19 protein-coding genes and 3 pseudogenes are annotated in these 23,498 nt (G+C 55.4%); 9 read left to right on the forward strand and 13 right to left on the reverse strand.

Features of this window, described 5'->3' with window-relative positions; translation table 11 throughout:
- Positions 1-101: 101 nt before the first annotated feature.
- From tnpB to R5N89_RS15560, 9 genes and pseudogenes are all read right to left on the reverse strand, one after another.
- A pseudogene (gene tnpB, locus R5N89_RS15520) lies at positions 102-212 on the reverse strand (IS66 family insertion sequence element accessory protein TnpB); the annotation flags it as partial.
- The gene (locus R5N89_RS15525) at positions 190-630 is read right to left on the reverse strand and encodes a transposase (protein WP_110569960.1); all 441 of its coding nucleotides are present in this window, start codon (positions 628-630) and stop codon (positions 190-192) included. The pseudogene tnpB and the gene R5N89_RS15525, both read right to left, overlap by 23 nt.
- A gap of 21 nt (positions 631-651) precedes the next feature.
- Positions 652-1,053, reverse strand: a complete 402-nt coding sequence (locus R5N89_RS15530) for an SMI1/KNR4 family protein (protein WP_167400900.1) — start codon at positions 1,051-1,053, stop codon at positions 652-654.
- A 21-nt stretch (positions 1,054-1,074) separates the two neighbouring features.
- Positions 1,075-1,782 (reverse strand): HNH/ENDO VII family nuclease, encoded by a 708-nt coding sequence (locus tag R5N89_RS15535; protein WP_208624722.1) that lies wholly within the window; start codon positions 1,780-1,782, stop codon positions 1,075-1,077.
- Between the two features lie 11 nt (positions 1,783-1,793).
- Positions 1,794-5,084, reverse strand: a complete 3,291-nt coding sequence (locus tag R5N89_RS15540; RefSeq protein WP_167400899.1) for an ATP-binding protein — start codon at positions 5,082-5,084, stop codon at positions 1,794-1,796.
- Between the two features lie 14 nt (positions 5,085-5,098).
- Positions 5,099-6,163 carry a hypothetical protein gene (locus R5N89_RS15545; RefSeq protein ID WP_146220228.1) on the reverse strand — a complete coding sequence of 355 codons (1,065 nt, stop codon included), beginning with the start codon at positions 6,161-6,163 and terminating at the stop codon, positions 5,099-5,101.
- Positions 6,164-6,175: 12 nt separating this feature from the next.
- Positions 6,176-8,440 (reverse strand): dynamin family protein, encoded by a 2,265-nt coding sequence (locus R5N89_RS15550; RefSeq protein WP_110569956.1) that lies wholly within the window; start codon positions 8,438-8,440, stop codon positions 6,176-6,178.
- An 85-nt stretch (positions 8,441-8,525) separates the two neighbouring features.
- On the reverse strand, positions 8,526-9,341 hold the full coding sequence (locus R5N89_RS15555; protein ID WP_244192267.1) for a ScpA family protein: 816 nt from the start codon (positions 9,339-9,341) through the stop codon (positions 8,526-8,528).
- Positions 9,331-10,668 (reverse strand): transposase, encoded by a 1,338-nt coding sequence (locus R5N89_RS15560; RefSeq protein ID WP_208624721.1) that lies wholly within the window; start codon positions 10,666-10,668, stop codon positions 9,331-9,333. Before R5N89_RS15560 ends, R5N89_RS15555 begins: the two co-directional genes overlap by 11 nt.
- Positions 10,669-11,616: 948 nt before the next feature.
- Between R5N89_RS15560 and R5N89_RS15565 the strand changes: the two genes are divergently transcribed.
- The 3 genes and pseudogenes from R5N89_RS15565 to R5N89_RS15575 all read left to right on the forward strand — a co-directional run.
- Positions 11,617-11,757, forward strand: a complete 141-nt coding sequence (locus R5N89_RS15565; RefSeq protein WP_199858430.1) for a hypothetical protein — start codon at positions 11,617-11,619, stop codon at positions 11,755-11,757.
- Positions 11,758-11,925: 168 nt separating this feature from the next.
- Positions 11,926-12,396, forward strand: a complete 471-nt coding sequence (locus R5N89_RS15570; RefSeq protein ID WP_208624720.1) for a hypothetical protein — start codon at positions 11,926-11,928, stop codon at positions 12,394-12,396.
- Positions 12,397-12,483: 87 nt separating this feature from the next.
- Positions 12,484-12,645 (forward strand): annotated as a pseudogene (locus R5N89_RS15575) (DUF4172 domain-containing protein); the annotation flags it as partial.
- A gap of 14 nt (positions 12,646-12,659) precedes the next feature.
- Here R5N89_RS15575 and R5N89_RS15580 read toward each other — a convergent pair.
- Positions 12,660-13,717 (reverse strand): IS630 family transposase gene (locus tag R5N89_RS15580; protein WP_110569955.1). Its coding sequence is split into 2 segments (ribosomal slippage): positions 12,660-13,213 and positions 13,213-13,717, totalling 1,059 coding nucleotides; the frame shifts between segments, so codons are not numbered across the junction.
- A 93-nt stretch (positions 13,718-13,810) separates the two neighbouring features.
- On the opposite strand from R5N89_RS15580, the pseudogene R5N89_RS15585 reads away from it, so the two are divergent.
- The 3 genes and pseudogenes from R5N89_RS15585 to R5N89_RS15595 form a co-directional block, all read left to right on the forward strand.
- Positions 13,811-14,755 (forward strand): annotated as a pseudogene (locus tag R5N89_RS15585) (Fic family protein); the annotation flags it as partial.
- A 379-nt stretch (positions 14,756-15,134) separates the two neighbouring features.
- A complete protein-coding gene (locus tag R5N89_RS15590; RefSeq protein ID WP_110569954.1) occupies positions 15,135-16,577 on the forward strand; it encodes a tyrosine-type recombinase/integrase in 1,443 nt (480 codons plus the stop codon).
- 86 nt (positions 16,578-16,663) lie between these two features.
- Entirely contained in the window at positions 16,664-17,590 is a 927-nt protein-coding gene (locus R5N89_RS15595) for a ketopantoate reductase family protein (protein WP_110569953.1), read from the forward strand.
- A gap of 295 nt (positions 17,591-17,885) precedes the next feature.
- On the opposite strand, the gene R5N89_RS15600 is transcribed toward R5N89_RS15595, so the two are convergent.
- Entirely contained in the window at positions 17,886-18,959 is a 1,074-nt protein-coding gene (locus R5N89_RS15600; RefSeq protein WP_110569952.1) for an alkene reductase, read from the reverse strand.
- Positions 18,960-19,169: 210 nt separating this feature from the next.
- Positions 19,170-19,634 (reverse strand): Lrp/AsnC family transcriptional regulator, encoded by a 465-nt coding sequence (locus tag R5N89_RS15605; protein ID WP_110569951.1) that lies wholly within the window; start codon positions 19,632-19,634, stop codon positions 19,170-19,172.
- A 188-nt stretch (positions 19,635-19,822) separates the two neighbouring features.
- On the opposite strand from R5N89_RS15605, the gene R5N89_RS15610 reads away from it, so the two are divergent.
- Positions 19,823-20,839 (forward strand): 1-aminocyclopropane-1-carboxylate deaminase, encoded by a 1,017-nt coding sequence (locus R5N89_RS15610; RefSeq protein WP_110569950.1) that lies wholly within the window; start codon positions 19,823-19,825, stop codon positions 20,837-20,839.
- A gap of 164 nt (positions 20,840-21,003) precedes the next feature.
- Here R5N89_RS15610 and R5N89_RS15615 read toward each other — a convergent pair whose 3' ends face one another.
- Entirely contained in the window at positions 21,004-21,504 is a 501-nt protein-coding gene (locus R5N89_RS15615; RefSeq protein ID WP_110569949.1) for an Lrp/AsnC family transcriptional regulator, read from the reverse strand.
- Positions 21,505-21,639: 135 nt separating this feature from the next.
- Between R5N89_RS15615 and R5N89_RS15620 the strand changes: the two genes are divergently transcribed.
- Complete coding sequence (locus R5N89_RS15620) at positions 21,640-22,632, forward strand: DMT family transporter (protein ID WP_110569948.1); 993 nt, start codon at positions 21,640-21,642, stop codon at positions 22,630-22,632.
- A gap of 253 nt (positions 22,633-22,885) precedes the next feature.
- Entirely contained in the window at positions 22,886-23,371 is a 486-nt protein-coding gene (locus tag R5N89_RS15625) for a cupin domain-containing protein (protein ID WP_146220227.1), read from the forward strand.
- The last annotated feature ends 127 nt before the right edge of the window (positions 23,372-23,498 follow it).

Consider the following 23,498-nt stretch of genomic DNA (forward strand, 5'->3'; position numbering starts at 1 on the left):
GCCTCGGCACCCGTTGCGCGCCGTTCAACCTCCTGACGGGCCACCACGTCATCCGCCGGTGACGGCGAGATAAACCAGCTGCGTTCCAGCCATTTGGCGTAGAGCGACATGCCCAGCCCGTCGTGCCAGAGAACCTCGATCAGATCCCCGCGTCGCCCCCGGAACAGGTAGAGATCACCAACATATGGATTATGACCCAGTGCCTCCTGCACCCGCAGTGCCAAGGCGCATATCGGTCGTTTCCGTTGAATCTGCCTGCACTTTCTTTCGAATAATCGACATCAGTGTCTGATTTCCCGCATTGGGGATCATAACGATATGGACACGCCCATACCGTTTCAACAGACCGAAGACAGCCCCTTTTCCAGCAGCACCCCGGCCCCGTTTTCCTTTGCGATGTCCACCGGAATAGCTCTTATTGACTTCGATTTCATTTGAGACCGGTACCTCATGAGCAATCTGTCCCGCGCTGATCTCTCGCAATTTGCGGTAATAAGGGGTCGCTGTATTGCGATTGACACCGAGAAGTTCGGCGGCATTCCGGGTGGGTGTCCCCGCGACGAAGTACTCCAGAAGGCGTTTTGGATGCTGACAGGCAGCCGACCGCGACGACGTGCTTTCATGCGGCATATTAAGCCTTTATTGGCTTACCTATGCCAGACCCAAAAAGAATTGGAGAAAATCCAACATAGACTTTTCGATATTTTCCGCAATACCTGCTATCTGCCAAGAAAAAACCTTCCTCTCCTCATTGTCATACAGATACCATGCGCCATCACCACTTCCAGCAAGAGGAAGCATCGTGCCGGGAAATTCGGGAACTCGTTGTAGCGCCTGATACGCATGAAGCACGTTCAGATAATAAGTTTCAGGGACACCTAGACCATAAGTTTCCCTATCCTTAAAAAGGATAGTACCGAATTCTTTCAGATAAAATTTATAATCTTCTGAAACAGGAAAATTTACATCCCTTTCCAGTGCAAGGATATCGTCTTCCGATGCCGGAGTGAAAAGAGCCCCGTTTTCAACCAGAAATTTCTTTAATTCTATCACACTACCTGTCCCTGACATAACTTAATTTTGTTTTGTTTGTGCGTTGATACGATCACGCCAATAAGCGGACGCATTTTTCCCAAAATCAGCAAGTTCGGTAACCGCGCCCGTAGCCTTTACAAATAGATTGCCTGCCTTGGCAATGTCACCAAATACATCTACTGTTAGTTCAGCGAATGGTCCATTCGGCTTTTGTCCAATACGATGCAGTTCGACGAGTTCGCCTGTTTTTGTTAATGGGGGCAGACCTCTTTCCATGCGTTGCGCATTTGTCCAATGACGCACCGGGTCAATCTGCTGCAGATCGATATCGGACCGAATCAGAGCCGCATGCTCCCCGACCTTTGCCCCTTTCAACCCCTCTTCAGCATAGACATTCGCCTCCCCCATACTTGCCAAGGCTGTTATAATTTCACCAACAATACTCTTATCTAATTTAAATGCCTTAACAACAGGCTCCACTTCTTTTGCAATCAAAGAAATACTTTCTTTTGCCGCTTTTATTTCTTCATTTACAGCCTCTGTAATGGGCAAGGCTCCTTCCGCAGCACGCTCAACCGCTCCACCGACCATGGCACCCCCTATTCCTCCGGCAAGCGCACCTATCGGGCCGCCCCAAAGAAGACCTGCTGCGGCTCCAACCAAGGCTCCGCCAACACGGCCCGTTGTGGGTTCTTCGGCCTTTGGTTCTTCCGGCACATTTGGCGCCAGTAAATTGTCGTTTTTCATGTTTTTCTCCTTTAGGATCCTGAATTGCCTGCAGGCCTAGCGACTTTCTGCCAGGCGTCAACGATCTGCTGACGCTTGAAATTATCAGAACCCGCCCAGTCATAAAGAAGTGCCTGCTCCAGCGTAATATCCTGTGACGGACACATTGAACCAAGGGAACGCTTTACAAGTGCATCCAATCTGACGAACAGATCCGCAGCTGTGATATCCTTGGCTGCCAGCAGAGCTACCTGTCGCCGCAAGCCGGAAATATCACCAAGTTGTCTAGTCATTTCATAAAATGCTTTGCCATCATTCGGAGCAGGCCACTTCTTGTGTTTGTAAGCATGTATCGCCTCGATTATAAACAAACGCCCATTTCCTTCGGGCCAGTTCCCGATTACGGATTCCAAAAAAGCGATATCAGGTGCATTGCCCGGTACATACGGCCATAGAAGCAGTTTGATAGCCTCCTTGCGAAAACGCTGTACTTTCGGCCCGGAAAGCACACGCCCGGAAGACGGCGGCAATGGCTTTCCATCCGCGCTCTCATCAAAGTGATCGACATGACCAAGCACCGCCTCCAGCCATCCGGACTGATGAATCACTGCCACTCCATTGGGCAAGCGACCTATTTCGCGGATCTGCTCTGCATTCAGCCCGATTGAACCACCAAGCACATGCCGGTCCTCTTCATCGGGAAGACGTAGCGCGATCTTTGTTCCCGTATTACGAATGGCAGCACGATGCACGGCCTGTGGAGACTGGTCCACGATCATGAACCCCTCGCCATAAGTTCGCATTTCGGCAATGGCGTCGGTCAGCATTTCAACAGATTTTCCAACCATGCTGCCCTGTTCCCCACTGTCCTGCGCATGGTTCGCGCGCAGAAGATTGTGCGCCTCCTCTAATACGGTTACGTGCCTGAGGGGGGCATTCATCTCCGCGCGGGCCTGTCGATATTCCACAAGACGCATGACCAGAACTCCCATGATCAGCGATTTTGTTTCTGCAGAGCCAATGCGACTGAGATCAACAAGAGCAGTCTTGTCAAACAGGGTTACATCCCCTGTCTCGTCCGCTGTGAAAATCTGGCCATTAATCCCCATCGTCAGGGAGCGGACACGGGTGCATAGCGCCCCCGTATACTCCCCCTGCAAACGTTCGCCATATTCGGCACCGGCGATGACATCCTCAAGAGCGGATAGCAGCATCGTGAAATCAGGATAGGAAACGCCACGCCCCGTGCCGATATGGGTCGATGTGCCCACATCCCAGCCAGCGCGCTCGTACGCGACAATCACTGCATCTTTCAGCAAGGCGGGCATGGCCGCATAAAGCGGCCAGCATACGCAGAAAATACCCGTAAGCCGGTCAATGTGTTCCAGAATATGCAACTCAACAGGGAAGCGGAACGGATTGATCTTCAGGCCTGTCCCCCGCCCGGTCCCGGCATCGAAGCAGTTGACGCCTTCGTACCCGCCAAAAACCTGGGCATATTCGCCTTTGGCTGGTTCAATAACCAAAAAGGGTATCTCTTCCTTCAGCAGCTGATGCAGGATGAGATAAAGCGTATTGCTTTTGCCCGATCCTGTTGTCCCGGTGACAAAAGCATGCGTCCTGAGCTGTTCCAGATCAAGGTCGATCCGCTGAGGAAGGTCTTCCCACAAATGGCGGATGCAGCCCAGTTTCAGCACCCGCCGGGGGCTCTCCCATCGGAAAGTGTCGGCATTGTGCGGAACGCCATCAAGCCGCTGTATGGAGCGCCCGAAAGGTTCGGCTTCCAGTACGGGCAGGGTCGATGCCGAACGCCGTGGCAGATTCAGAAGCATGGCAGCCTCGCGGGAACTGACCATAACGGTCGGAGAGACCCAATTGCGGGTCTCCTGATCAGTCCTGGTAAGAGCACTGGCGCTTATGCGCGGATGATGGAAGCTGGAAAGCCATTTCCGCGGCAGTTCCGCCCGGGCATCGCTCCATGTGGTAATGGCGTGCGCATCCCTGCCGGATGCTGCCCCACGCAAAAGCCCCATATAGGTACTGGCCAGAGCTTCCGAAACCGCCGGTGTTTCCGCCACGAAATAGGCTGCGGCATTCCAACCACCATAGGAACGGGCTTCTTCTATACGTTCCAGCCGGCAATCGATCGTTTTTAAAAACTGTTCAACCGTCTTGTTCTGATGCTCAATCGTATGAGTCACGCCCTGACTGGCACCATCAGTTGTCGTCTCTCCCTCACTTGTGGAAGAACCTCGGGTCGTTCCCGTAGCAGTGGACCTGTTGGTGCCTTCCTGCGTGCCCCAACTTGTACCGACTGTTCTTGTTTTTTGCGGAATAAAACTTGTGCCAAGCGAACTAAGGCCGATACCACCGACCAGTTCAGTAAGAAGGGCTCCCCCAGCCCATGCCGCGCCCGCAATACCGACCCCTGCCCCCACAAGGTTCAAAGCCCCACGGGCTATGCTGCGTCCCGTACTTTCAGAAGCGACCTGCTCATTCTCCCCCCTGCTTTTGCTCGTAGACGTCCCTTCGGTATGCGTTTCGGAAAAGCCTTCATTGATTGATTTGGTCAGACTTTCCGCGATGGAACGGCTTTCTGACTGATTGTAGGCTGTCGTCGTTTTTGCCAGGGGTGAGACAAGGCTGGCAAGACGCTCACACCCGGCCCGCATGGTCGCCAGTTCTGCAGGGGAGACGGGATCCACCAGCAGGAGTGCCTGATAGCGTTTCCCTTCAGAAGCATCGATAAAGCGCTCCAGCCCCTGAATGAACATGGACCGATCGTCACTGGAAAGGCCGGGAACGCCTGTTACGGCCGTGACACTCCCCTGTTCCTCCATCGCGCCCGTGCCACGCAAGGCAGAAGAAATCGCCTTGATGTCATCCCCGCTCTGGCTTTCCAGACGACTACCGGGAAAGTGCCCACGAAATACCTCTTCGAGCAGTTCTCCATTGCGCTGCCCCATGATCGCACCAGCCTGACCACGCACACCGATAAATAATGCTGTTTCAATCCCGGATGACTGGATATAGAAAAAAAGAGAACTGTTTGCCGCACCAAGGGCAGCATAGGCAGCAGTTGTGCTTTCCAGCACAGCCTGACGGTTTTCCTGCACAAGACGCAAAACACGGAAAATACGGATATCACCCGTAAGGCTGAAGCCTTCTTCCTCGCTCAACTGGGGTTTCAGAACTTCATGCTGCTCAAGCTGCGACAGATAATCCTGTGAAATAACGGATTGAGCCAGTGCCAGACTCTGTTCGGCTCTGGCCTGTTCGGCTACCAATACATGCTCTTCTGAGCGTTTTTGCAACTGACTCATATCTTTTTCCATTATCAATTTTTATTATCTGAAGACTGAGTCGAAGAATCTAACTTGCCGCAAGGAACTGTGACCGAGGACGTCGGAGCACTGCCAGAAGCCGCAGTCGAAGATGCCGAACTGTTGCAGGTATCCGCAGGAGGCACGGACGAATGCATGCGAGTATAAACAACAATACTACCCACGATGAGAACCACTATTACCGTACCCCCAATGAAGAACGTTTGGAATATACCTTTTTCTGATTTTCTGTAATCTATTCTGTCCAAAGGGCCCTCTCCTGTGCCTCCATTGCCCTGCCGAGGACGCTCCTTGACCAATAACTGCCCAGATTTTCGAAGTTTGTCGCGCAGTTCAATCAGGGCTTTGTAGCGCTTTTCCGAAAAATTATCTTTTGCCCATGTCACCTGTTCATATAAATCCCGTTTAACAGGGTGTGTGGCAACCTGGTCAGGCAAAGGATTTGCAAACATGGTTACAGCATAATCGTCGAACAGGTCGGTCGGACGCTGTTTCTTACACCAGGCCAGTAGCGTATAAAGGTCTTCCGTTCGATTGGTCGGATCGTAAAGAACCTGCAGCATCTCATCACGCGCTTGGGCAAGAGGCTCATCTGCTCTACCAAACAGAGTATCAAATCCAGGGGGAACCTGCCCTTTTACTCCCGACAATGCGGATGAGTTCTCGCTTAATCCGGCCTGTTCCACACCGTCAGCCGGGAGCACTGTATGAAGCGACTCTTCCGTGGTTTTAACCCGACAGGCCGGAGTCATCGGGGATGCTGTCTGTACCGGTGCTTCAGCAGGATGCGTGCTTGTCCCTGCTTCTGGCGACAGAATCTTCCTCTGCCGCGCAATCAGCGTTTTTATATCTTCTTGCGATGGTATCGCGCCAGAATTGCAATAACTACTTTTATAGAGTTCCCACATATCCGGCAAAACATCATGCGGTGAAAGATGATTATTTTTCCCTTTTTCCGGAAACTTTGCGACCCATGCCTCAAGTTCATGCGGCAGAACAGTACGGTCCTCAAATGCTTTGAAAAACTTCTGTGTCGTCTCAGGAAAGTCATTCATCATTCTATCCTTTTCCTAAGCCTTTGCTATATCTGCAGAGCCATTTAGAATCTGCTCAAGCCTTTCACGCACGGCTCCAATTTCAGAAAGCCGTTCCTCTGCTTCCGCCATGGCGCGATCGCTGGCTTGGGCATTATTCTCGTACTGTGCGATTTCATTAGATAGCTGCTTCATCTTTTCGGGTAACAGTTTCTTTACGCGCCCAACATAAAGCTGCACATAATGAGTCCGGTCTAAGATAGTACGCCTTTCAGCTTCATCGGTGACATTTGAAAATGTTTTACTAATAAATTTACGACGGTTCTGCCATATACTATCAGCATCTTCGACTTTTATATCATGCACTACTTCCATATCTCCCCAAGAGAATGGATTCCACCACTTTGATGTGGAAACTTTACGCGCTTCCTTTATGACTTCATAAGAAGACAGGCCAAGATTCATATTCAGGGCGATATTTTGCAAGCCCCCCAAAATAGGACGTGCTATTGTTTCTTCATCAATATCTGAAAACATGTTTTTGATTTTTTGAGCATAAAAACTTTCCAAATTCGCTTCAATATCATCTAATGATTCTATTAGTAATTTATTTAGAAATGCCACATATTGATCAAAACATTGCTCCACTTTTACCTGGGCTTCGGACAAAACCTTACTAACCGTAGAGAACTCAGTTAGACCCGCCAGTTCTTCTCTTATACTTCCAAAAACTTCTTCTCTCTCAATTTTTTTTTCTTGAATTTTTTCTATAAAACTGCGAGGAATACGTTCAAATTCTTTCAAATCTTCAAGAACAGACTGACTCTCCCAAACCTTGCTAGATTGTTTCCTGAGTTGGTCACAGACACGCCGAAATTTCTGAATATCTGTCTTTTTATCAGCGATGACCTGGCGAAACTGCTCAGCACCTTTAGCAATATCCAATACATCACGCGCTACTGATGCAACGCGCTGTAGCCGAAACGGGTAATTATATTTACGGGCGTAACCCTTGATGGCGGCCTCAAGAGCCGCCATGCCAGACCGGCGGACAAGCTCATCATTTTCCTCAACCGGCATTGAGAATGTGGTAGGAACTTTATCGTTAAAATCAATACCCTCCCAATTTCTATCTGGATTCGGCAAAAACTGTCTTTTTAATGCGAACAAATCACCTTCATCTTGATAACTAAGCGTATTGACGTCCTGCCGTGCCAATCGGGCCAGACGTGCCGAAATAGGATAAATGAATGGACTTTCAATTCCTGTTTCCTCCAGATATCTCCGGCATTTTCCTAGAATCGCGTCAATATTCCCCTCTTTCTGAGAGTCGAATGCATCGGCCTTATTCAGAACAAACAGAAAACGATCGCGAGCCTGCGGGTCACTTTTAATGACCTTGCCAATTTCCACCAGAAGATTTTTATCGTCATTAATACCAAGTTGCTGGGCATTGAGGACATAAAGAATCAAGGGCTTCTTTTTATCATCTCCGATTTTTTGCATTGTAGTGATACGGTGGCGTTCATCACGGCTATTATTCGGGCCAGGAGTATCTGTCAGAACAACATTCAGATCCTTTTCCTGCAGCACAAAAGGCAAAGGTCCTTTGATAGAAATAGTCTGGACACGCTCATCACGATTCCATTCCTGCATCTCCGCCAGAGTAACGTCACCAGACCTGAAAATCTCTTTAGCATCACTCTCGCCGGGCACACCTTCATAAGCCCCGCCGCTATATCCGGTTTTCTGAGCGTTCATGATTTCCGTGATAACAGCAGTTGTCGCCTCATTGGCTGAAGGCATCAGTTCCCGGTGCAAGAATGCATTGATCAGCGTTGATTTACCCGAAGACATGGTTGCAATGACATAGACATCAAAGCGATCCCCCAAAGCTTCATCCAGCTTTGCTTTTTTATCCGGATTATCTTTCAGAAGCTGTTCAAAAAATGGCTTTCCACATTGTTCATCCAGCCACTGCCGGAACTCGCTGAACTGCTCTTCTGGACCAGACATTGTCTCGTAACGCACGACCTTGATACGGAAACCTCTTTTATTGGCAGCCTCAACCATCTGCGCCACATCTTCCTGATCGGACTTTGTTCCGGTGAACGTCAGCCTGATGGACTTGTCACCGTTAAACTGCTTTTCCAACTCCTCTGGCAGATTACCAATCCAACTCTGGAGCATCTTCTTGCTCAACGCCGACAACGGAGAACGTGCATCTAGCGTAATACCATTTACTGTAATGGAACGATTTTCCGGGGAAATTGGATCGTAAACCAGGGAGACATCAATCATAAGAAACGCTTCCAATCCTGCAATCAATAACCGTTTGTTATAACGGTCGCAGGAAAACGATCAATACCAATTTCTTTCTATTATGCTATGATGTTGGTGCGCGGCTGCACAGGAAATTACTGATTATGCTGTCAGAGACAAAACCCTTTTCGATTGAGGTCTCTCCCTGACACACTAGCTCAAGCCCTGCCACAAATGTCGCAGCTACAGCTGTTCGACGACCAATGGTTTCCCCAGCTTCAGTATACGCCATCGCGGGAACACAGTCCCATATGCTTCGAAAGGTTCCGTTCCTTATTTTCTCACGCATAAGAACCAATGCATCGGTCACACGCCAGTAAGAGGGCACATCGATCCGATAGATCGGAACGGACGTCTCGACCTTTCCCAACTCCCGTTCCAGCGCAGCGAGGCAGGCTTCCATCAGACTGAAATACGTCCCCTGCCGTACAGAAACACTACGATCCACGTCTGTTCCGCCCCGCGTAAAAACCGACACGCCCAGCTGCGGTCGCGCCTCCAGCCAGTCCGCCGCCGCGCGCATCTCCAGCAGCCCCTCGATCTGGCCGACCGTCCGGCGCGCCTCGCTCTCGGCAAGCTGTTTTTCCGCCTGCGTGGCAAACAGCAGCCGCGAGCGCAGGAAGACCAGCCGGGCGATCCAGATCACCCAGTCCGCACGCTGCATGAGCGGCGTCGTCTGGGCCAACCGCTCCGCCTCATCCACAAACTGGGCCGCCAGGTCCGCGATGGACAGCACGCCCAGGTCCAGACGCTGCCGTTCCGCCAGATCCAGCAGCAGGTCCAGCGGCCCGTCAAACCCCTCGACATGGAACTCGGGCACAACCGGGCGCGGCGGCCGACGCGGCGGGTCCCCCCAATCTTCCTCCTCGTCAGGCAGCATTAGCGGTCTTCCCGGCATCAGCGCGCGCGTATTGCGGCCGGATGTTGAAAACCAGCTCTGGCCAGTCCGTCCGCACCCGGTCCAGCGCCTGCCACGGCGTCCATTCCGCCGACCAGAAGCGGTAGACCAGCCGGGCACTGCGGCGGATGCGCTGGTCGCGCGGGGCTTCGACCTCCACCTGACGCAACGGCAGCAGCGTGCCCCACTGCGCCTGCAACCAGGCCGCCGCTGCGCAGGAGTCCGACCCGGCTTCCAGAATGGAACCGGGAACCGGCACCAGCCGGTGCAGGTCAAACGCGCATGACGGCGTGCCTGCCGCCTGATGCTGCAGGGCAATCTGATGCAGGCGCTCGGATGCCTGCCGCAGCAGCCGGGCCAGCGTCACCGCCTGCGCCCCCTTCCCCGCCATCGGGGCCAGCAGGCGGGCCTGTTCGTAGTCAAAATCCGCCTGCCAGGGGATGATCCCCGGGCCTTGGGCCGCCGCTCGGAACCGGGCCACCGCGTCCACCGGACCGCTCACCGTCAGCGTCGTCCGGACCCAGTCCGGGGTCGGTCTCAGCATGCGTTGACGCGCCACCGTCCCAACTGGAGACTCTGGCGGGGACCCCGATTTTGTCCGCCGCGCGCGGTGGGCCGGGCGGTCCGGACGTCCCAGCGCCCGGTCCAGCACGAACCGGAACCCCGGCACCGACAATGGATCCCCGACGGTGCCATGCACGTCGATCCCCCGGAACGCCGCCCCCCACCGCAATTGCGCGGCATCGCGCCAGGCCGCCCAGGACCGCACCGGACAGACGGCCGGATCCCGGCGTCGCCGCAACCGGCGCAGCTGGTGGCGTCCGGACCGGGGCCGCAGCAGGGCAACGGTCATCCCGTCTGTCGTGTCGGTGATGTCCTCAACGGTCAGCCGGGCCAGCGCTTCAGCGCCGATGTCCAGCGCGGCCGTCAGCAACAGCAAGGCCCGGTCGCGCAGGCCGGGCAGGTCGGGGCCGCAGCGCCGCGCGGCGGCCAGCAGGGAAGCCGCATCGACCCCGGCCCCGGTCCGACGCACCCGTGTGGCGGGCAGGGCGACATCAAGCCCCTCGCCATTGGCGGCACACCAGGCCGTCAGCGCCGCGCGATCCACCACCAGGCTCTGCCGCGGCCGTCCGGCCTTGGCCCGGGCCTCCAGCCACGCTGCCACCGCGACAGGGCCGACCGGAAAGCAGCCGTCGACGGCCTGGGTCCCGACGAAAGCACGCCAGGAGGCCGCATAGGCCCGTACCGTGGCCGGCGACAGACCGGTCGGCGGCCGCGCCGCCTGCAGCAGTCGGCCGGTCTTAGCCATTCGGATGGGATCCCCGGTTTTCGGTTCCGAACGCCCTGCGGGCCAGCGGCGGACAGGCGCCCGAAGCGGGCAGCCTGTCCACCCTCAGCGGGAAACCGCGCCGCCTGACTCTGACCATATTAAGGCGTTTGCGCTTCATATAATACGTCGTATCATGTTAACTGGTTTTGGAGAACGGAAAAGCGCCCGATTGATCCGGAAAGGCGCGGTTTTCCAGACTTTCTGCTTCCTCCCCTCCCCGCCAGGCAAAATCCGACCGATCAAAAGCCTACTTCCGATAAGTTATCTTGTCGGAAGTAGGTGAAAAATTCCAAAATGCCTGCTAAAATTGTCGAAATGTCCTTAATAAGGAGAATGCCAGATTTGCCGCGATCTTCTCCTGTTCAAGGTCTCCTTAATCAGGAGAAAAATGATCCTTATTAATGCGAAAAAGTACCCTTAATTCGGTTACGCATCATCAGTGCTTCCAGGCAGCAGCCTCCCCCAGCCCGCTATGCTTGGATGACGCCACTGCAAAAAACTCTCTGGACTGAAAACCTCGCGTTGCTTTCCTCTCCCCACGGGGCGCCGTCGACTTGTCCCGCCAAGCCCCCTGTCCATCCCGGACAGGGCTGAAGAAAACTCTCATTCTGGTCCGTTATGGCGATCTCCTGACAGCTTTACTCCGTCAATGGTTGAGCGCAAAACAGCATATGCGATAATCTGACCTGCCCCTCGCCCGTCCCATAACCGAAAGAGAAACGTCAATGATCCGTTTGCGTCCGCTCGTCATTGCCGCATTGCCGTTCCTTATTTCCGGGCATGCGCGTGCCCGCATGGTCGACAGGCCAGTTTCGTAGACGTTCGAGGGCGCGCGTTATGACTGCGTCCTAATCTACGACGACACGACTGCCGCGCGGCGGCCGGGTCTCCTGATGGTGCCCGCATGGTTCATGCGTCAACGAGAGCGTGATCCGCAAGGCCGAGGACATCGCAGGGCAACGCTACGTGATCCTGCTGACGGATATGTATGCCGCCGCGATCCGCCCGAAAGACGCCGCTGGCGCACGCGATGCCATATCCCCCTTCTGCTCGCTGACCGTTCCATGATGCGCCGTCGCGTGGCCTTTGCCCTGGCACAGTTCAGGTCGTTTGTATCGCAGGCACCAATCGACACGACCCATCTTGCGCCATCGGTTATTGCTTCGGCGGCGCGGCCGTGCTGGATCTCGCGCGGTCCGGTCCGGTCCGGTCCGGTCCGGTCCGGAGATCGCAGCCGTGGTCGCGTTCCACGGCAATCTCTCGACGGATAATCCCGCCCTGGCACATGCGATCCGGGCACGGGTTCTTGCCATGAACGGGGCGGATGATACCTCGACCAGCCCCCAATTTGACGGCTTCCTGACCGAAATGTACGGCAGCCCTGCCCCGTGGCAGTTTCTCGCCATCGGCCATGCTGTCCATTGCTTCACCGAAAAGGAGGCCGTGGCCTCATCCGGCCTATGCCGGTACGATGCGCAGGCAGATGCCTGGTCAATGCATATGGCTCGACAAAAGTTTCTCCTCGCATTGACGATCCGGGATGAATGTCCCGCTTCGGTCCAGATTGCGGGGAAGAGCGAACCAGATCCGCACCATTTATCTACTGTTGGGAATATCTCGCCTTCATCAGAAAACGGCGGATATGATGCCCGTCTTAGTGAACATTATGGAATGCTGCGGGCCACTCTGGGTTCATACGCAGCATAATCCGTCACGCCGAAGGATCGATAGATTAGACTTCTATCAATCATAAAAATGCGATAGAATGATTGATAGAGCCTTGGGATATCAATCATGCTTTGGAATTGGCAGCTTCCGGACTGGCCACATTTTCACTTCGAGAAAAGCTGTCTGCGAGACGCCGAAACGGAGTTCCTGAAAGGTTCAGGCGTGATCGTCGGTGCGATGCAGCATCTGGACAAAGACGCCAATCAGCATCTTGTCGTTCAACTCATACCAACCGTTGATTGCTATAACCTATGAGCCCAATTGCACAGTCCGATTGACATGATGCGCCATGGTTGATCGACGAGCTGGTTCCAGGCATGGCAGGCGATATCAACGATATCGTCATAGGTTCTGAAGATCCTGTTTGAGAGCCATGTATTGCGCAGGAACTGCCAGAGATTTTCTACCGGGTTCAGTTCAGGAGCCCGGGGAGGCAGCGGGAGAATGGTGATATTGTAGGGAACATCCAGCTTCTGACTGGTATGCCATGCCGCCTGATCCACAATGAGGACGGCGTGAGCGCCCTGCGCGACCGTGCGTGAAATCTCCGCGAGATGGAGCTGCATACCGTGCAGGTTGCAGACAGGGAGCACGAGGCCTGCGGCCGCTCCCTTTTCAGGACAGATGGCCCCGAAAATCCACGTGGATCTGGTGCGCAGGTCAGCAACCGCCCGGGGCCGGGTGCCCCGTTTCGCCCACCGTCGGGTCAGCTTCGTTTTCTGGCCGATACGCGCCTCGTCAGACCACCAGATTTCGATATCTTTTCCGGGATGTCTGGACCTGATCGCCGCCATGACACCGGGGAACTCTTTTTAAAAATGTCCTGGGCTTCTGTATCCTGGCGATAGTGCCGTGGCCGGGCTGTCAGCAGACGGAACCCCTCGCGGCGTATGATCTGACCCAGACGCGTTTCCGACAGGCTGACGCCATAGGTCTCATGCAGCCACCCGCAGAGATCACACAGTCTCCAGCGGACAACACCATGCACCGCAGGGATGGGTCCTTCTTCGAGCCGGGTTTTCAAGGCAGACAGCATCTCCTGTGTCAGGCGGGCTTTCTGTCCCCCGCCATGACGATCCACAAGGCCATCCGGACCATCCGCATTGAAACGCACCACCCAGTCACGGATACTCTGACGGTCTGTCCCGGCAAGCAGGGCCGCCTCGCCGCGTGAGGCGCCATCATAAATCGCCGCAAGCGCCAGCAGGCGACGCGACTGACCCGCATGCCGGCTTCTGCGCGCAAGGCGTCGCAACTCCGAACTATCATGATCGTCACGCAGGGACAGAGGGCTGCCCATCCAGAATGCCTCCTTCAGAGAATGGTCAGCATCCTGTGAATCACATTTTTAACCCGATGGGTACCCCGTGAGTCAGACCAAACAATGGTTGGTATCATGTCGCAAGAAACGGTCGAGAGCTCCGCTATTGAAGGCGAGGTGCTTGATCGGGCCAGTGTGCAATCGTCGATTGCGCGACACCTTGGCTTCGCCACAGACAGGCGACGTTCTACGCCAACTGAGGCTGGGGCCGCTGAATTGATGGCGGACCTCTATCGGCATTATGCGGCCCCTTTGACTGACCAGAGTCTCTTTGAGTGGCATGCCATGCTCATGAACGGTCGGCGAGATCTGGATGTCATTGGCAGGTATCGGACGCATGCCGAGGCAATGCAGATTATCTCCGGCCCCATCCATGCGCCGCACATCCACTTCGAAGCCCCGCCATCTCGAAGCGTCCCTTCGGAGATGGCGCAGTTTATCGGCTGGTTTAACAGAACCGCCCCAGGCGGGATCGACCCCTTGCCCGCGATTGAGCGGGCTGCGATTGCCCATCTGTGGTTTGAGACCATTCATCCTTTTGAAGATGGAAATGGTCGCATCGGACGGGCTATTGCTGAAAAAGCATTGGCGCAAACCCTCGCAGGCCCAACGCTGACGGCGTTGGCCGCGACCATCAATACATACAAGAAAGCGTATTATCTCGAACTACATCGGGCCAGCAAGACGAACCAGATAGAGAACTGGATGGTCTGGTTCTCTCAGGTCGTGTTGGAGGCGCAATCCCGCACGCTTCGGAACATCCGGTTTCTTATTGAGAAAACGCGGTTTCTGGATCGCTTACGCGGAAAACTGAACAGTCGTCAGGAGAAGGCCATGCTTCGAATGCTGGCAGAAGGGCCTGATGGTTTTCAAGGTGGCCTGAGTGCCCAGAATTATCGGTCGATTACAGGGGCGACGTCTGCCACGGCGACGCGTGATCTGGTTGATCTGGTGGCGCTTGGTGCTCTTATTCGGACAGGAGAAAACCGGTATGCCCGGTATTCCCTTCGTCTCTGACAAACATGTAGTTTACTGTTCAACCACGAAAAAACCTTCAAGGTCGCTGCATTATGGACGCGGATAATCTGACAGAGCTCCCGACCGCGCTGGATGGCATTTTCTGCCACGATTAACTGGACGGTGCCAAATAGGTGGTTGGTAAAATAGGATTTCTGTTCCCATTCATGAGGCATTTCGACAAAAATCCCAAAATGCGCTTGTTCCAGAGCCTTTCCACCCTACCTGCCTGTCTGCCCCTCCCCTGCTGCCCGCGTAGCGGTCGGCTCTGTCCTGCCGAACCGATCGCCCAGCCTAGGCCGGGCCAGCGGAAAAGAGGCAGGGGCGACCCCGGTCACCTTTTCTGCACCCAGGGGTCTTCGGACCGGGAAAGCCGGTCATGCTGAGCGACATCCGCATCCTCGGCTCCAGCAGGCGCGCGCAGGCCGCGCTGCACGCCCGCGTTGACCAATTGACACGACAGCGTCTGGCCGAGACACAGGACCCGGCGCGCTGGCGCGAAATCCTCTCGACCGCGCGGTTCACCCCGCCCCTACCCCTGCTTCTGGCGGGCATCGAATTGCCAGACGGTAGCTATTCCCCGGATACCCCCCTCGCCCAGAACGTGCCGTATGCATCGGCCGCCCAGCAGATGGCTCAGGACCATGTGGCCGATATCCCATCAGGGTTCGAACTGGCCGTCGGGCTGGAAATCGATGATGGCACACCCTGTTTCCTGGCCTGGTTCCGGCCGCTCCTGCCCGTAGGGGCCTGTCCCGAGACGACAGAGGCGCCCCCTGCCCCCGTTGGCCAGCCGGCCGCTGCCGTCGCGCAATGGTTTTCCGTCGTCTCGGCACAGCCCGTCCCCGAACATGATGGCCGCCTGGCCACGGCCCGTCAGGCGGCCGATGCTTATATGCACCGCAGCAAGGCCGAAAACACGCTGCGCACCTATCGCGCCGCCGTGCGGTCCTGGTGTCGCTGGGCGGCCGGTCATGCGCTGCCCGCCCTGCCGGCCCGCAGCGAGGATGTTGCCGCCTATCTGGCCGACATGGCACTGCAGGGGCGCAGGACCAGCACCATCGACCTGCATCGTGCCGCCCTGCGCTACCTGCACCATCTGGCGCAGATTGCCGTGCCCACCGCCCACCCGATGGTGACCGCAACGCTTGCTGGCATCCGTCGGGAGGCAAAGGAGACCCTGCCCCGCCAGAAAACCGCGCTCACCTGGGACAGGCTGGTCCGGGTCGTCGAGGCCATCAGTCCCCACGATCTGGTCGGTGCACGGGACCGGGCCATTCTTCTGCTCGGTTTTGCCGGCGCGTTTCGGCGCTCCGAACTTGCCGCACTGAAGATGGAAGACATTACGGTGGACGAGGACGGCATGCAGATCCGACTGGGCCGGTCCAAGGGGGATCCCCAGCGCAAGGGCGCGCTGATCGGCATCCCGCGGGGCCTGACCCGGAACTGCCCGGTTCTGGCATACGAGACCTGGCTCCGGCAGGCCGGGATCACGGAAGGTCCGGTCTTCCGGCGTATCTGGTCCGCGCGGGGTCACAGGGCGGGAACCACTCCCGTCGGAGCCCCGCCCAGGATCGGCCCGCACGCCCTGTCGGACCGGGCGGTCACGGACATCATCCGCAAACGCTGCGGCGACACCCACCTTGAGGGGGACTTTGGCGGACACAGCCTGCGCCGCGGGGCCATCACCACGGGGGCGAAAGACGGGTATGATCTCCTGGAGCTGAAGCGCTTCTCGCGGCACAAAAGCCTTCAGGTCGTCGAGACCTATATTGACGAGGCCAGCATCAAGGCCCGGCATCCGGGAAGGTCGAGATTCTGAGCCTGTCTTGACCCCTGCCGCCAGAGCGCCCCAACGCGCCTTCAACCGCAACACGTCAGGGCGGATTAAAGAGAGGAAATAGCGTCATGGGCTCCAGAATTCTTGTTGTCGGCGCGGGCACCATGGGTGGGTATTTTGGCGCGCGCATGGCCAGCGCCGGGCATGACGTGACCTTTCTGGTGCGCAAAAGGCGCCTGCAGCAGCTCCGTGCCGAGGGCCTGTGCCTGATCAGTTCCGTTGGCAACGTCACCATCGCCCCCCGGATGGTGATGGCCGGTGGGATTGAGGGTCCCTACGACATCATCCTGCTCAGTGTAAAAGCCTATTCCCTGACGGGTGCAATGAACGATTTTGCGCCTGCGGTGGGACCGCAGACTCGGATTGTCCCACTCCTCAACGGCATGCAGCATCTTGATATGCTAGCAGACCGCTTTGGCCCTGCCGCGGTCATGGGGGGGACATGCTTTATCGTCAGCAAGCTTGATGCGCAGGGGCGCATTGTCCAGACGGGCTCCCTCCCCCGGCTTTCCGTGGGGGAGCGGGACGGTAGCAATACGCCAGCGGCGCGCAGTATTGCGGAAACCCTGTCGGGCCCCGGATTTAAAACCGTGTGTTCCACCCACATCCTGCAGGATATGTGGGACAAATGGGTGCTGCTCGCCGCCCTGGGCAGCATCTGCTGCCTGATGCGCGGAACCGTGGGGGATGTCGCCACCCAGCCAGCAGGTCAGGCCTTTGCACAGGCGGTGATCCACGAATGTGCGTCGACGGCCGCTGCTGCTGGCTATCCCCTGCGGGATGCCACGCTGAAGGGCACTGTCAGTCTCCTGACGAAAACGGACTCCACCCTGACGTCCTCCATGTTCCGGGATCTGCTGCAGGATGCGCCTGTGGAGGCGCAGCAGATTATTGGTGATCTGGTCAGGCGGGCACGCGTCCATCAGATCCCGACGCCTCTCCTGGATCTCACGGATCTGAATCTGCGCGTGTATGAACAGCAAAGGCACGCGTGAAGACACGCAGGGCAGGCACGAGGCACCGGCAGACATATCCGCTTCGTAGATCATGCCCGCCTTATTCAAAGATAACTTTTCCCTGCACGATCTGACCTGGGGAAAGCAGATAGTCGACTGCTGATAAGGACTACCAAAAACAGCCTTTTGCAGCATTCACATTCATGACAGAGGGTAGAACTATTCAGGTGATTTCGCCCAACACACGACAACTATCACGTGGGCATCTAAATGTTTTCTATAGTTGAAATGCAAGCTCCTTGTAATGGAAGGAGCTTGCGAAGAAAATAGGGTGTCAGCGAGCAAGTGGATAATCGGTATAGCCTTCTGCGCCCTGCGAGTACCAGGTGCGGATATCGTCCTTGTTCAGAGGCAGATTGTCTTCCAGACGACGCACAAGGTCCGGATTGGCGATGAATGGACGGCCGAATGAAATGGCGTCCGCGACACCGGTTGCGACGGTCTCGATCGCTTCATCGCGTGTGTAGTCCTGATTCAGAAGCAGCGGCTTCCTGAAAACTTCGCGGATCGGACCATGCAGCTTGGGCTGATCGGTCTTGCCGAATGTGCCATTCGGCCCGGGTTCGCGCAGTTCAAGAAAAGCGATGTCGAGGTCGTTCAACAGCTTTGCCGCCGGTACAAAAACCTGCTCGGGATGGCTGTCGATGCAACCCTGCGTATCGCCATTGGGGGACAGCCGTACTGACGTCTTGTCCGCGCCAATCGTTGCGATCACGCGTTCCGTGACTTCACGCAGGAAGCGGATGCGGTTTTCCGGCGAACCGCCATATTCGTCGGAACGATGATTGGTGCCGTCCCGCAGGAATTCGTCGATCAGATAACCGTTGGCGGCATGAATCTGCACACCGTCAAAGCCTGCCTTAAGAGCATTGCGAGCAGCGTTTTCATAATCGTCCAGGATGCGGGCAATGTCCTCCCTGGTAAGAGGACGGGCGATTTCGGGAGCCTGTTTGCCGTCATAAGTATGGAGCGCTTCAGGTGCTTTTGTCGCCGAGCAGGACACAGGCTGCTGACCCGTCACGCTGGAATGCACCATCCGACCCATATGCCAAAGTTGGGCCACGATTTTTCCGCCCTTGGCGTGGACTGCAGCGGTGATGGGCTTCCAGGCTTCCACCTGTTCCTGCGACCATAGACCCGGCGCATAAGGCCAGCCAAGACCTTCGCGGCTGATCCCGGTCGCCTCCGAGATGATCAGACCGGCTCCAGCGCGTTGCGCGTAATATTCTGCCATGATGGGAGTGGGCACATGCTCACGGGTGCCCCGGGCGCGTGTGAGCGGTGCCATGAGAATTCTGTTTCTGGCGTAAATGCTTCCCAGTTCGATCGGCTCAAACAGGCTGGGCATGACAGATCCTTCCTAAAAGACGCAGTTCCTATGAACTGCGGAAGACTCACGAGGATAACAACAGGAGGCCTACCACCTTGTCTGACTTGAGGTAAGTGCTGCCTGTCTGGTCAATTCTTGAAGCAGACAGGGAGCAGCCGCTGGGCATCCCCCTGTGGGTGACGGCGCAGCAGACTGAATCCAAGAAGGCACTGACCTGCACGTGTGCTTTCAGAGCGTGAGAGGTCGGCCGTCCACGACCTCTTTCATGACGAAGAATGTTCGTGTCTGACGTACGCCCGGCAGGGCGATAAGGCGGCTGGCGTGAAATCGGTTGAAATCAGCCATATCCTTTACCCTGATTTTGAGAAAATAATCGAAATCCCCCGCCACAAGATAACAGTCTAGGATCGTCTTGATGTTGTGTACGGCCTGTTCGAACAGACCGAAGCTGTCGGGCGTCGAGCGGTCAAGAACGACCCCGACGAGAGCGAGCGTACCAAAACCGAGCTGCGCTGGTTCGAGCTCTGCGCGGACATCGCGCACGTAACCATCTGCCATGAGTCGCTGTACGCGGCGATGACATGTCGCCGCGCTGATATTAGCCTCCTGTGCCAGTTCCGCATTAGGCATCCGGCCATTCTTTTGGAGCAGGCGCAGCAGGGATATATCGATTCGGTCCAGATTTTCTGGCATGAAAGGATCTTCCGATTAAGTTATATTTTATGATCTATTTCTACGTGGGAATCGATCACGTAGGAAGAGATACGCATTATGTTGGACTAATAAGGAAGCACCATTCATAAGGAATGTGAGATAGTGCGGACGCAATCACTGAGGACCGTCCAGCCATCAGGACGCCCTCGTCATTACGGAGTCCGCCCATGCTCAACCTTGACCGTTACGAACGCTATCCCCTGACTTTTGGCCCGACGCCGATTGAGCATCTGGTGCGCCTTTCGGATTTTCTTGGTGGTGATGTCAATATCTACGCCAAACGCGAAGACTGTAATTCGGGTCTGGCAATGGGTGGGAACAAGCTTCGCAAGCTCGAATATATCGTGCCCGACGCTCTCGCATCAGGTGCCGATACGCTGGTGTCGATTGGTGGCGTGCAGTCCAACCATACCCGGCTGGTAGCGGCTGTCGCCGCGAAAATCGGCATGAAATGTCATGTGATTCAGGAAAGCTGGGTGCCGCACGATGACGCCGTCTATGACCGCGTCGGCAACATTCTCATGACACGGTTGATGGGTGCCAATTCCCAGCTTGTCGATGAGGGATTCGACGTGGGTATCCGCGACAGCTGGCTGAACGCGATGGAAGAGGTCAAGGCGAAGGGCGGCAAGCCTTACGCGATCCCGGCCGGCGCGTCCGTCCATAAATATGGCGGTCTCGGATATGTCGGGTTTGCCGAAGAAGTGCGCGCCCAGGAAGCGGAAATGGGCGTGAAGTTCGACTTCATCGTCGTCTGCACGGTTACAGGTTCGACACATGCGGGCATGGTCGTCGGTTTTGCCGACGATGGCCGGGCGCGCCAGGTCATTGGCATCGACGCCTCCTTCACGCCCAAGCCGGTCAAGGCCCAGGTGCTCGACATTGCACAGAAGACCTCGGCTCTGGTCGATGGCCCTGCCATTGCTGGCGACGACATCATTCTGATGGAAGATTACGCCTATCCGGCATACGGTGTGCCTTCCAAAGAGACCGTCGAGGCCATGCGCATTGCCGCACGGACCGAAGCAATGATTACCGATCCCGTGTACGAGGGTAAGTCCATCCAGGGCCTGATCGACCTTGTTAAGAAAGGGTTCTTCCCCAAGGGTTCGAATGTTCTTTACGCCCATCTTGGCGGTGCACCAGCCATCAACGGATACAGCTACACCTTCCGCAACGGCTGAGAACAGACGTGTCAAAGCGCGCCTGTGCATATTCGCATGGCGCGCATTCTACGATCGCATCGGAGACAAGAAGGCTATCTGAAGATCCATACCGATCATCATATATCAGACCTGCCTCGATTTTCCCCTGATAAGACATTATCGGGGGAAAGTTTACTTGTATTTTATTTAGTCTTTTCGTTTTGTCGTTCCAGATGCTTCACTGGCAGCGCTGTTGTATATTTAACCTGATTCAACGCGAAACTTGATCTGATGCTTGATACTCCGGGGATCTGCGTAAGAACCTCCAGCATGAATTCCTGATAGCGAGGAAGATCCTCAATCACGACGCGAAGAAGAAAATCCGCTTCTCCCGTCATGAGATAACATTCCATCACTTCCGGCCGCGCCTGTACCGCCGAAATAAACACCTCCAGTGACTGTTTATCCTGTTGTTGCAGCGAGACATGGACAAAAACATTCACTGCGAGACCAAGTTTGAGAGGATCGACCAGCAGTACGGTTCCCTTGAACACGCCCTGCGCTTTCATATCCGCAACCCGACGCCAGCATGGCGACGGAGACAGGCCAACGCTTTCAGCTAGGTCGGCGTTGCTGATCTCTGCATTGTCCTGAAGGGCCTCAAGAATCTTGAGGCTCGCGGCATCGAAACTCACGGATTGCATGGGAAAGACTTTTCTTGAAAACGATGAAAACAGGTATTCTATACCCAATAAGAGCAAATATCAGGTAACTTGGAAAGGATTTTCCCGCCGAAATAAATACAATGCGCTTTACCATTTCTATCACGAGATAGCGCCATGAATTCAAAATCGGCCCAGCCATCAAGAACTCATCAGCCTGCCGCTGTCGGCGTGGCAACATTTGTCTGGCTGGGCGTTATGGTTCTGCTCTGGGGCGCGAGCTGGCCCGTGACAAAACTGGCGCTTGCAACGGTGTCACCCCTGTGGCTAGCCGCAATTCGCTTCGGAAGCGCCGCCATCTGTCTATTCGGCTTCGTCTGGTGGAAAGGCCAGCTTTCCCGTCCACCTATGGGCGACTGGCCGATCGTGGCCTCTATGGGCATGTTGCAAATGATGACCTTTACAGGGCTGGGTATGATTGCAATGACCAGAACCGACACCAGTCACGCGGTCCTTCTGGCCTACACGACACCATTGTGGGGCGTTCTGGTATCGTGGCTCGCACTTCGACAGACACCGACCCGTATGCAGCTTCTGGCATTGTTAGTGGGCTTGTCGGGGACAGCGCTGATCTGCTCCCCTCTGGAAATGGACTGGCACGCACCGGGAACGCTCATGGGCAGCATCTTTCTGCTGATCGGGGCAATCGCCTGGGCCGTTACGATCTTCCATATCCGCCATCATCACTGGCACACGTCTCCGTTGGCCCTCGCGCCGTGGCAGATGCTTCTGGCGACCATTTTTCTGACGGTTCTCGCCTGGGCCGTGGAAGGTGCGCCTCGATGGGGTGCCACAGACTGGCACCTACTGGGAATGCTGTTCTTTATCGGGCCGGTGGCAACATCGGTATGTTTTGTCATTTCGGCTGAATATGGACGAAGAATATCAGTGTTCGCGATGTCCAATTTTACATTGGGCGTCCCGCTAATCGGCATCGTGACGTCCTTTCTTTTTCTTGGAAACCACCTTACGGGATTGTTCCTGATCGGTTTGACGCTTGTCTTCTTTGGGGCCGTCCTGGCAGCGGCGGCAGGCGGCCCGCTGCCTGCTTTCCGGTTTCTTCAGAGAGGGAAATGCGAGAAGGAAACGACTTCGCCAGTGTCAGGTTGACGTTCGTCGGATACCTGTAACTCATTCGAATAAATAAGGATGTTTCCGTATTTTCATGCACGTTTCAGAGAGATGCGGCGCAAGGGATTGCTTTTGAATGCGGCTTCATAAAAGTATCTGTCTGACGAAAACCGTTACGTTTGAAGCATATGGAAGAGTAATCAACGTTCATCACGTCATACCGATTTTTTCTGCGACCGGATGCTTTACCGACTGAAATGTTGATTATAAGTTCTGAAGAAAGAGGAAAACAATGAACAGACGCACCCTCATTATCGCTACAGCTATTTCACTTATCTCGACCGGCTCGGTAAGTTTTGCCCAGAGCCATAGTCATGACGGGGCAAAGGTCATATCCACCCCCGAAGATGTTCAATGGCAGCCTGCACCAGCTATCTTTCCGCAGGGAATGAAAATTGCCTATCTTTACGGCAATCTGGCAAAACACGAACCTTTCACTATCCGGGTCATGATGCCTGCCCATAGCGTTATTGCACCGCACACGCATAATCTTGACGAAATGCTCACGATTATATCTGGCAGTCTCGATCATTATACCGGCCCGAAAATGAATCCGTCAGAGGGACTTCATATGGAAGCTGGCGGTTTCGTGCATCTTCCGGTGAATATGGCTCATGCCCTGAAGGCTGGTGACAGCGGGGCTGTCTTGCAGGTTTCTGGCGTTGGTCCTTTTGTTATGGTCTATGTCGATCCGAAGGATGATCCGCAACACAAATAATAATATCGAAGTTTGATCTGTATTGTTTTCACGGCGCGTTTTACGTGAAGATCTCAAAGACAGTATGGGATCAGTGTCCCGATGTATTCTGGCACGTTCCACGCCGTCAAGATCCGGACCGACAGCG

The sequence above is a fragment of the Komagataeibacter sucrofermentans DSM 15973 genome, assembly GCF_040581405.1.
Taxonomy (GTDB): Bacteria; Pseudomonadota; Alphaproteobacteria; order Acetobacterales; family Acetobacteraceae; genus Komagataeibacter; species Komagataeibacter sucrofermentans.